This is a genomic window from Clostridium sp. 19966 (assembly GCF_032335695.1).
Classification (GTDB): Bacteria; Bacillota; Clostridia; order Clostridiales; family Clostridiaceae; genus JACTOJ01.
The window spans coordinates 16,920-27,849 of sequence record NZ_JACTOJ010000036.1 but is presented as its reverse complement, the minus strand read 5'-3'; the positions used below and the strand labels follow the sequence as shown (position 1 = coordinate 27,849).

11 protein-coding genes and 1 rRNA gene are annotated in these 10,930 nt (G+C 30.8%); 10 read left to right on the top strand and 2 right to left on the bottom strand.

Going from position 1 to position 10,930, the window contains the following annotated elements; translation table 11 throughout:
• Positions 1–5 precede the first annotated feature (5 nt).
• The 8 genes from rrf (at position 6) to thyX (ending at position 8,536) form a co-directional block, all read left to right on the top strand.
• A 5S ribosomal RNA gene (rrf, locus tag IAI10_RS22455) occupies positions 6–122 on the top strand.
• 389 nt (positions 123–511) lie between these two features.
• Positions 512–1,954 carry an ATP-binding protein gene (locus IAI10_RS22450; RefSeq protein ID WP_315675557.1) on the top strand — a complete coding sequence of 481 codons (1,443 nt, stop codon included), beginning with the start codon at positions 512–514 and terminating at the stop codon, positions 1,952–1,954.
• A 137-nt stretch (positions 1,955–2,091) separates the two neighbouring features.
• Positions 2,092–2,262, top strand: a complete 171-nt coding sequence (locus IAI10_RS22445; protein WP_315675556.1) for an aspartyl-phosphate phosphatase Spo0E family protein — start codon at positions 2,092–2,094, stop codon at positions 2,260–2,262.
• Positions 2,263–2,456: 194 nt separating this feature from the next.
• Positions 2,457–3,272, top strand: coding sequence for an alpha/beta hydrolase (locus tag IAI10_RS22440; protein ID WP_315675555.1), 816 nt, complete (start codon positions 2,457–2,459; stop codon positions 3,270–3,272).
• Between the two features lie 141 nt (positions 3,273–3,413).
• Positions 3,414–5,159, top strand: coding sequence for a HAMP domain-containing methyl-accepting chemotaxis protein (locus tag IAI10_RS22435; RefSeq protein WP_315675554.1), 1,746 nt, complete (start codon positions 3,414–3,416; stop codon positions 5,157–5,159).
• Positions 5,160–5,282: 123 nt separating this feature from the next.
• The gene (locus tag IAI10_RS22430; protein ID WP_315675553.1) at positions 5,283–6,203 is read left to right on the top strand and encodes a ComEC/Rec2 family competence protein; all 921 of its coding nucleotides are present in this window, start codon (positions 5,283–5,285) and stop codon (positions 6,201–6,203) included.
• 222 nt (positions 6,204–6,425) lie between these two features.
• Positions 6,426–7,472 (top strand): GH25 family lysozyme, encoded by a 1,047-nt coding sequence (locus IAI10_RS22425; RefSeq protein ID WP_315675552.1) that lies wholly within the window; start codon positions 6,426–6,428, stop codon positions 7,470–7,472.
• A 407-nt stretch (positions 7,473–7,879) separates the two neighbouring features.
• A complete protein-coding gene (gene thyX, locus IAI10_RS22420; RefSeq protein ID WP_315675551.1) occupies positions 7,880–8,536 on the top strand; it encodes an FAD-dependent thymidylate synthase in 657 nt (218 codons plus the stop codon).
• 130 nt (positions 8,537–8,666) lie between these two features.
• Here thyX and IAI10_RS22415 read toward each other — a convergent pair whose 3' ends face one another.
• Together IAI10_RS22415 and IAI10_RS22410 are read right to left on the bottom strand one after the other, a co-directional pair.
• Positions 8,667–8,864 carry a DUF6465 family protein gene (locus IAI10_RS22415; RefSeq protein ID WP_315675550.1) on the bottom strand — a complete coding sequence of 66 codons (198 nt, stop codon included), beginning with the start codon at positions 8,862–8,864 and terminating at the stop codon, positions 8,667–8,669.
• Positions 8,865–9,066: 202 nt separating this feature from the next.
• Positions 9,067–9,189, bottom strand: a complete 123-nt coding sequence (locus IAI10_RS22410) for a hypothetical protein (protein WP_315675549.1) — start codon at positions 9,187–9,189, stop codon at positions 9,067–9,069.
• A 363-nt stretch (positions 9,190–9,552) separates the two neighbouring features.
• On the opposite strand from IAI10_RS22410, the gene pyrB reads away from it, so the two are divergent.
• The gene (pyrB, locus tag IAI10_RS22405) at positions 9,553–10,476 is read left to right on the top strand and encodes an aspartate carbamoyltransferase (protein ID WP_315675548.1); all 924 of its coding nucleotides are present in this window, start codon (positions 9,553–9,555) and stop codon (positions 10,474–10,476) included.
• Positions 10,477–10,488: 12 nt separating this feature from the next.
• Positions 10,489–10,920, top strand: a complete 432-nt coding sequence (locus IAI10_RS22400; protein ID WP_315675547.1) for an aspartate carbamoyltransferase regulatory subunit — start codon at positions 10,489–10,491, stop codon at positions 10,918–10,920.
• The last annotated feature ends 10 nt before the right edge of the window (positions 10,921–10,930 follow it).

Genomic DNA, 10,930 nt, shown 5'->3' with positions numbered 1-10,930 from the left:
TCTTATCTGGTGATTATGGAACAGCTGCTACACCCGTTCCCATTCCGAACACGATGGTTAAACGCTGTATCGCCGAGAGTACTGCCCGGGTGACTGGGTGGGAGGGTAGGACGTTGCCAGGTTAAAAGCTACTAAGTTAATTCTTAGTAGCTTTTTTTAGTTTTAACTATAAATATAAAGTACATAAATGTAACAGGAGATGACTTTTAAACAGCAATAAAAATAACTAAAATTTCTATAAATTTTTTAAAGATAATACTTATAACAACATATTAATTTGTATTATTTCAACCATAATAGTATAATCATTTCTATTTATTATATAAAATGTAATAAATTAGGGTTATTTTCTAATACAATATTTCTTCATATAATGATAATATGTAATTGCAGTAAGGGTGAATGTGTTGTTTCAGGAAAAGATAAGTAACACATAATTATTGTGAATTAGTACTAATATTTTCAGATAGATTGCAATACATAGTTTTATTTTGAAATGAGGAATATTCAAATGCCAGGCAATATGAAGATTAGAGCAAGTATATTAGAATGTATTATAATAATATTTTTATTAATATCAATAGTTTCAGCTAATATTTATAGCATAAACATTACATATAAAGAATCAAATTTAGTTATTAAGAAAATGTTCCCAGCTAAAGTGATGTATGAAGAATTATTAACCTCAATAATAAATCAAGAAATAGGAATAAGAGCATATACAATTTCAAAAGATAAGAAATTTTTGGATTCTTATTATTCAACTTCTATGCAGATACAGAGTTATTTTGATAACATGAATGAACTTTCTACTGAAGGAATAGATAATAATATTCTTAATGAAATAAAAAGTGAAACAAATTCAATTAAAAAGCTTTTCGATAATGAAATTGAATTGGATAATAACGGCAACTTTGATGAAGCTAAATCTAATTTTTATTATATGAAAAATTTAATAGATGTACTTAGAAAAGATTATAACTTGATGATTTTAAAAATTGATAGAACAATAGGCAGTAGCAATGAAAAAATCAATGAAATGTATATAGTGTTAAAACATATCACAACCATATTTGGGTTTGTTACGGTTTTCATATCAATTATATCTTTAAAACGAAGATGTAATAAAATAAGTAAAAAAGAAAGTAAAATTGACAGAAGGTTACAGAAGTCATTAGATTCGCAGGAAGAATTCATTACTAACATTTCTCATGAGCTCAAGACTCCGCTAAATGTTATTTATTCAACAATACAATTATTTGAATTATATTGTATAAGAGGATCATTGGATGAAAAAAAAGAAATTATTCAAAAGTATATACGTTCTATGAAAATAAATTCTTTCAGATTGTCAAGACTTATCAATAATATTGTTGATAGTTCAAAAATAGAATCTGGATACTTTAAATTAAATTTATCAAATAATAATATAGTGGAGGTGGTTGAAAAAGTAGTAATATCGGTAATGGATTACGTTAAATATAAAGAATTGAGCATTATTTTTGATACAGATGTGGAGGAAAAATTTATTGCTTTTGATTTAGAGGAAATTGAAAGAGTAATACTTAATCTTATATCCAACGCTATAAAGTTTTCTGATAAAAGTAATAAGATATTTGTGACAGTCAAAGATGGAAATGACTTTCTTAAGATATCTGTTGAAGATAGCGGTATAGGAATTACCAAAGATGATATACATATTATTTTTGATAGATTCAAACAAGTGGACAAGTCTTTATCAAGGAGTGCTGAAGGAAGTGGCATGGGATTAAGCTTAAGTAAAGCCATAGTGGAACTCCATGGAGGAAAAATAGGAGTGGAAAGTAAAATAGGAAAAGGAAGTATTTTTTATTTTACACTTCCTGTTAGAAAAATAAATCAAAAAAATATATTAAGAAAAAAGCTAGATACCAAAAATAATCATATTATATTAGAGCTTTCAGATATATATTAAAATAAAAAATAAAATGTAAAAACCGATTATTCAAAAAAGAATTTTCGGTTTTTTTGTGTTATTTATATTGGTTTTTAAAGTTGCTTAGCTAATATTCCCTAAAATAAGATATTATGTTATTTGGAAGGGGGGATATTATGTCTAAATATGATAAGTTGCTTTTGTTAATTGAAGAAACAAGAAATCATATGACAGAATTGCTTTTAGACAAAGGAAATTTAATAGATCCTGAAGTTTTAAAAGTAAGTCAAGAACTTGATCAAGTGCTTAACGAATACCACAATTTTATAAAAACTGTGGATAAATAATTAAGCACAAAAAAGAAATATAGATGGCATTATAAAGAGCCTTTATTTTTGAAATATAAGGAATCTCAAAACGTAGAAAACGTAATGCCATCTTTATTAAAACATGCCATACAAATTAAATAAATATTTTTAGCACCATTTTATTAGAAATGAATAAAATATAATGAAAAAATTTTATTGGTTGAGGTATTTAAGTGGGATATTATGTTAAGGTTGATTCGGATGTAAAACTTTATTTGGAAGATATAAATCCAAAAGGTGATAAAACAGTACTTTTTCTTCATGGGTGGCCAGGAAGCCATGAACTTTTTGAATATCAGTTTGATAAGCTTCCTCAAATGGGGTATAGATGTATAGGAATTGATCAAAGAGGATTTGGAAAATCAGATAAACCTTTTAGCGGATACAGCTATGATAGATTATCAGACGATGTTAAGCGCGTAGTTGAAGAGTTAGAATTAAAAAATTTTGTATTGGCAGGACACTCCACTGGTGGTGCCATAGCAATAAGGTATATGGCAAAGCATAAGGAGTATGGCGTAGATAAGCTCGTATTAATTGCAGCAGCAGCTCCAAGTCTTATACAAAGGCCTTATTTTCCATACGGACTGCAAAGAGAAGAGGTTATTAATATAATAAAGGGAACTTATGTGGATAGACCTAAAATGCTTAGAGATTTTGGAAATAAATTTTTCTTTAAGCATATAACTGAAGCTTTTTCAGATTGGTTCTTTAAGTTAGGCTTAGAAGCCAGTGGATGGGCTACAGCATCAATAGCTCATACTTGGCTAGGAGAAGAAGAACTTTTCAATGATTTAAAAAAAATAACTGTTCCTACATTGATTTGTCATGGCATACATGATGAGGTATGTCACTTTAAACTAGGAGAAATTCAAAAACAGGAAATAGAGAATTCTAAGCTGATGGTGTTTGAATTTAGCGGTCATGGTGTTTTTTACGATCAGAAGGATGAATTTAATAAGGCATTAGTTGACTTTATTGAAGAATAATATCACACAAATTTCACACAATCCTTTGATATAGCTAACACAATTATTTGGTACTATCTTCCTATAGGTTAATTTTTAAAGATTATAAATGGAATTTTGTGATAGAAAATTAAGAAACAACAGATGACACGGAGGGATAACATGAAGTTAATAAGAAACATAACATTATCTAAAAAAATTGCATCATTGTCACTTGCATTCATAATCATCATAAGTATAATGGGTGCTATGTCCATAAGTGCTATATCGAGTGTAAATTCTAAAGCCAATGAATTAAATAATGAAAGAATGGTGCCTATTTTAAATTTAGAGGATGTAAAGAATGATGTAGAATACATAAGATCACAAGGAAATGCTCTTTTTCAAGCCTCTGATGATACCACTAAAAATACTATAAAACAGAATATTGCGAGTAAAGTAACAGAAACAGGTAAAATATTAGAAAAATATAAGAATAATAGTGACTTTAAGCAAGTTATTACAGATTATAATACCTTTATAACAGCTAAAGACTCATTCTTAGAGAATGCAGAAACTATGCAAACTGAAAAAAATACACAGCAGTCTGGTGGAACGCCTCCTTCAGGGACTCAAAATAAAAGTGATCATAATGAAATGGATACTTTTGATTCTGCTAAAACTAAGGTAAATGAAGATTTAGACAAGATAATTAATAAACAAGTTGCAGCTGCTAAACAAACATATAACGATAGTAAATCTATATTTAGATATGCCATCTTTGAAACCTTCTTGATTATAGGCATAGCTGCAGGAGTAGCTCTTGTTTTATCCTTTATAATAATAAGATCTATAGTTGTTCCAGTTAAAAAAGTAACAAGTAAACTTAAAGAAATATCAGAAAGCAATGGAGATTTGACACAAAGAATAGGATATGTAAGCAAGGATGAAATAGGTACCCTTAGCGATAGCTTTGACTCTTTCATAGCTAAGCTTCAATCTATAATAAGCGATGTGGCAGAATCAACTAATACAATTTCCTCTTCTACCATAAAGCTTAATGATGCAGCTGCGGCTTCAAGTGAGGCTTTAGAAAATATATCAAATACTGTAGTAGAAATGTCTGCTGGTACTGCAGATGAGGCTGCTGTTTCAGAGGAGATTACAGCAAGTCTTGCTGAAGCATCTAAATTCTCAGAAGCAACTTTAGTAGCTAGCAGAAATACCTCTAATAATAGTAAAAAAGCGAAAGAAACTGCCGAGCTTGGAGAGGTTAAGATATCAGAAGTAGTTGCTTCAATTACAGACATTGAGAAATCCACCAATGAGATTTATTCAATAATAAATGATTTAGATGATTCTTCTAAGAGGATAGGGGAAATAATAGATATAATAACTTCTATATCTGAGCAGACAAATCTGCTTGCGCTGAATGCTGCAATTGAGGCTGCACGTGCAGGGGAAGCGGGAAAAGGCTTTAATGTGGTAGCTGAGGAAATTAGAAAGCTGGCTGATGAAAGCAATAAGGCGGCTAAAGAAATATCCGATCTAGTTAGGGAAAATCAGTTAAAATCTTCCTCAGCGGTTAATTCTGCTAACGAGGTAGGAAATAAAGTAGCTATTGGAGTTAGCAAGGCTTCTGAAGTTGGGGAAAGCATGAAGCAGATAATAGAGAACATACAGAATATAGTAAACGAAATTGAGTATATTGATACTGCAAATGAACAGCAAGCTGAAAGTACTAAAGAGATGGAGAAGGCTATTAGTAATGTAGCAGCAACCTCCAATGAAATAGCAGCAGGGACTGAGAATATAAGTACAAGTCTTCACAGCCAAGTTGAAACTATGAATGATATAAAAGAAACAGCAGAAAATTTAGCTAATATGTCGCAGAAGCTAAATCAGATTACATCTGGCTTTGTGGTATAGCATATAGTTAATGATATAGAAACTAGAGTTTTTCAGATTACTGATAAATTCTAGTTTCTTCAGTTTGCAAATTATATTCACTGGGGTTAAAATATAATTTATACTGATATATCGAGGTGCGGGATGAAAACATTCAAGAATTTACTAGATTTTAGATATAAAAAATTATTTGCTTTTATTATAATTGCCTGTATTTTATTTATGTCTGCTTGCAGCAGTTATAATATTAATAGTTCAAAGCAGACTATGGGAGAAGTAAGCAGCGGAGAAAAGCTTAAGGTTCATTATATAGATGTAGGACAGGGGGACTCTATTCTCATTCAGCAGGGAACCGCTAACATGCTTATTGATACAGGTACTAATGAATCTACAGATAGACTTTTAAAATATCTTCAGGATGAGAAGATAGATAAATTAGATTATCTTATATTAACACATCCTCACGAAGATCATATAGGTGGGGCCGATGCGATAATAAATAAATATAAAATAAATAATCTTTATATGCCTAAAATAACTGCTAATACAAAAACATTTAAGGATACTGTAAGTGCTATAAAGAAAAATGGGTTAACGGCTTCTCAGCCCAAGGTTGGTGATAATTTTAAGCTTGGGGATGCTGATTGCAAGGTTTTGGGACCTATCAATTCAGATAAAGAAAATTTAAATACTTATTCCATAGCTATCAAGATTACTTTTGGAGAAAATAAATTCCTTTTTACAGGAGATTCAGAGGCTTCTAATGAAGCGGATATGATAAAAGCCGGACTCGACCTTTCTGCAGATGTATTAAAGGTTGGTCACCATGGAAGCAGCACTTCTACCTCTAAGGAGTTCTTAGAGAAGGTTAATCCTAAATATGCGGTTATAAGCTGCGGAAAAGGTAATGATTATGGTCACCCGCACAAAGAAACTATGAATAAGCTAAAAAATAAAAATGTTACAGTTTATAGAACTGATGAAAGTGGAACTATTGTATGTACCTCTGATGGTAAAAATATAAGTTTTAATGTGAAGCCTGGGGATTATAAACCTGGAAGATAATAAATATTTATAGTGTAAGCACAAAAGAAAATGATGTTGATTTAGGGAATTATGGCTAAATTAACATCATTTTTTGTTCAATACATGAAATAAAAATAGAAGTTTTACTCTAAAATAAGATTATGTTAGAAAGTTATTATGCCGTTCTGCATATTAATATAATAGGATATAAAATCATATATTATTAGCTTAAGTTAAAAAAGATAGGAGGTACCCGTATTTATGCAAGTAAGAAGTGCAAATAATTTTAGAGGCATAGATGTGTCAAATTGGCAAAGGGATATTGATTTCAGCCAAGTTAAGTCCAGCGGAATTCAAATTGTCTATGTAAAAGCTACAGAAGGAGTAACTTTCACAGATTCTAAAGCAAAGCAAAATTATACTCAGGCAAAAGCAAATGGCTTGCTAGTAGGATTTTATCACTTTTTTAGAGCTAAGGATGAGGCGAACGCTAAAGCTCAAGCACAATTTTTTATTAACAGCATAAAGGATTTGGAACCTGATTGTAAATATGCTTTAGATGTGGAGACCACTGAAGGATTAGATAAAAATACTTTGTCTAATCTAGCTAAAACATTTATTGATGAAGTTAGTAGAATCACTAATAAGCCCTGTATAATTTACACTTATACAAATTTTATAGACACAAATTTAACAGATGTTTTAAAGGATGTACCGTTGTGGGTGGCCAATTATGGTGTGAATGCTCCTGCTAATAATTCCATATGGCAAAATTGGGCTGGATTTCAATACTCATCTTCTGGAAATGTAGCTGGTATTGAGGGAAATGTGGACATGAACGAATTCACAAACGATGTGTTGATAGCTAGAACGTCTAATAATTCAGGCGGAAACAGTTCATCAAGTACGAATATATCCGTAAGAGAAATTCAATTTATACTAAATAATAGATATGGATTAAATATTGCTGTGGATAATATCTTTGGATCAGAAACCTTTAAAGCAGTGGTAATAGGGCTTCAAACAGAATTGAATAAGCAATATGGAGCAAAACTTGTATTGGATGGTATAGTAGGTCCAAAAACCTTAGCTGCATTGGTAAGCTTAAGAAGCGGTGCTAGTGGAAATATAACTTGGTTAATGCAGGCTTTATTGGTATGCAAGGGATATAGCTTAGAACCCTATGGTGTAGATGGAAGCTTTGGAATTGTAACTTTAAATGCGGTAAAAAAATTTCAAAGCAATAATGGACTAGCAGTGGATGGAATAGTAGGAATTAATACTTGGAATAAGTTATTGAATGTTTAGGCTATGTTTTAAAAGAATGTTGGTATAGGATTTAATCGATCTGAAACTCTAAAGGTTGCTTTATTATAATTGTCTACCCATTTTATAGCCTTACGAACTAAAGGAATGTTTTAAAGCAGTGTAAAAATCGACACTGCTTTAAAACAGAGCTTAATAAAAAATAGTTAACAAATTATATTTACTTTATACATTTATTTGTAATAAATATGATATATAATGATATTGTAGAGTAAATAAACCCCCTTTATTATAAAATATAGATTTGTATTTTGTGTGGCTGGATAGATATCCCAGCCATTTTCTTTTTGTACATATTTCATGTTTAATATGTTAATATAATATAAGAATTTAATTTATTTATATTATTACTGGCGTATTATTGCTAGATAAATGAAGGAGAGAGCAAAATGATTAGTATAAAACCAGGATTTATAATTGAAAGCGAAATAGATGGACAAGAAGTATTAAAGCAGATAGAAAAAGTGGGAAGAACTTGCTATAAGAGTGAAGATAGAATAACTGATGAATCAGCACACAAATTTGTAGCTTCTCTTATAAAGCATGGACATGAGGCTGTAATTGAACATAATTCTATTACGGTAAGATTTATATGCGATAGAGGAGTATCTCATGAAATAGTGAGACACAGATTAGCTTCCTTCGCGCAGGAAAGCACAAGATATTGCAATTATAATAATGATAAATTCGGAAAAGAGATCAATGTTATAAGCATAGAAGATGGAATAAAATTAGATACTAAAATGAAAGAATTGACACCGGAAATAATAAATGAGATTCTAGATGAATGGACAAAAGCTATGGAAGATGCGGAAAGACATTATATGAAAATGATTGAACTAGGTGCAACGGCACAGATAGCTAGAGCAGTTTTACCTAATTCTCTTAAAACAGAGATAGTTGTAACTATGAATCTAAGAGAATGGAGACACTTTTTTAAGCTTAGAACTGAACTGGCGGCGCATCCTCAAATGAGAGAAATAACTATTCCATTGCTTAAAGAAATGAAAACACTTATTCCTGTGATTTTTGATGATATAGAATAATTTCAGAGGTGAAGTAATAATTAAAAAATTTAAGCGGTGATTCACGAAGAGATTTGTTACAATTATTAAGGAAGTACCGAATCATCGCTTATGCAGTTACTGTAAAGTATAAAAATGCATGTCCACCTTTTTATAAGGGTATTGATATGCTTTTATCTTCATTTATTACGCAATAAGCAGTTTTATCTTCTACCTTAAAATAAACAGATAAGTTCTTGAGCTCTTTGATTTTATTACCTTCAGATACCCACACTTCTTTTACTTTTTTTATGATTTCTGATTCACAAATTTCATTTCCATTAAACTGTATATACAAATCACTTTTCATTCTACTACCTCCTTTTTAACACATTATATAATATAATGGAAATATTATCAAATATTAATTTTTTTATAGACTGTTATGAAAACCTATACTTAGTTAACATAAAGTCCTTGCTAAAAATGTGCGATCCTTTACGGAACATATGTTGCAAATAAAAAGAGTCATGACTAAAAATTCATGACTCTTTAGAAAAAGTATACAGGTATTATTTTTGTTTTAAATCTTCTTTTAATTTTTCAGTTGCTTTTCCGGATACTATGTTAAGATATAGTCCACCAACAACGAAGACAGTCATAATAACTATTACAACGATAGATTCAACATTCATGAGATTACCTCCTCATAAAAAAATTCTATGTATTTCTATAAAAATCCGTTATAAAACAAATATATTATACAACTAAAATGAATAATTTAATAGTGTTTTTATTGCTTAAAGTAAATTAAAATATGGATATTGACAGCTAAAAGTATATGTGCTATCATAATACGAAAAGTGAACCTTTAAGTTGATCCAGAGAGATCAGTAAGGAAGTCATATATTTGCAGAATAAATATTTTGATGAGATAGCTGTGCCTTCCTATAAATTGGAAGGCTTTTATTTCGCCAAGAAATAGATGATATGTTCTGTGTTATGGCTCTTTACCTTTAAATTTAACCCAGCGAGGTTAAGAAGGAGAGGGAGGACATATGTTAAAAGGAAAAAGTTTGATTGACCCAATGGATTTGACTGCTCAGGAGCTTGACGAAATATTCAATGTTGCTGACGATATTATAGATAATCCTAAAAAATATGCACATGTCTGTGATGGCAGAATACTTGCCACATTATTCTATGAACCAAGTACAAGAACTCGATTCAGCTTTGAAGCTGCTATGCTGAGGTTGGGAGGGAATGTTATTGGATTTTCTGAACCTAATTCCAGTTCCGTGTCAAAAGGAGAGAGCATTGCTGATACCATAAGAGTAGTAAGCTGCTATGCAGATATAACAGTTATGAGACATCCTAAAGAAGGGGCTCCTAAGGTTGCAGCCATGTATTCAAGCATTCCTGTAATTAATGCAGGAGACGGAGGACATCAGCATCCTACTCAAACTCTTACAGATTTGCTTACCATAAGGAGAGTTAAAGGAAAATTAAGCGATTTAACCATTGGTTTGTGCGGAGACTTAAAATTTGGAAGAACAGTACATTCACTCATAAAAGCCATGTCTAGATATACAAATGTGAAATTTGTTTTGATATCACCACAGGAATTAAAATTACCAGATTATATAAAGAAAGAAGTTTTAATTAAAAATAATATAGAGTTTATAGAAGCAGAAAAAATGGAAGATGTAATGGACAAATTAGATATACTTTATATGACCAGAGTTCAAAGAGAGCGTTTCTTTAATGAAGAAGACTACATAAGGCTTAAGGACAGTTATATACTGGATTCAGAAAAAATGCGTCTTGCCAAGAAAGATATGATAGTTCTTCATCCGCTGCCTAGAGTAAATGAGATTTCCATAGAGGTAGATAAAGATCCTAGGGCATACTATTTTAAGCAGGCTCAGAATGGTATGTATGTTAGAATGGCACTTATGGCAAAGTTATTAGGAGATTTATAGGAGGAGAAGAATATGGTTACTATAAACAGCATTAAAAGAGGTATTGTTATAGATCATATAACAGCTGGACTTGGAGTTAAGATATTTAATTATCTAAAACTTGAGAAAGCAGACTTTTCTGTAGCTCTCATCATGAATGCACCAAGTTCAAAGCTTGGCAGAAAAGATATAATTAAGATAGATAACGAATTATTTATAGATTTAAATGTATTAGGACTTATAGATCCTAATATAACTATAAACATAATAGAGCAGGAAAGAATAATAGATAAAATAAAATTGGAGCTGCCAGAGCAGGTAGAAAATGTTATAACCTGCAAAAATCCTAGATGCGTGACCTCTGTAGAAAAAGGTATTCCTCATGTTTTTCATCTTGTAAATAGAGAAAACAGGGAATACAGATGCGAGTACTGTGATGACATAAGAAAATTTGAAGATCTATAGGAGGCAAGGA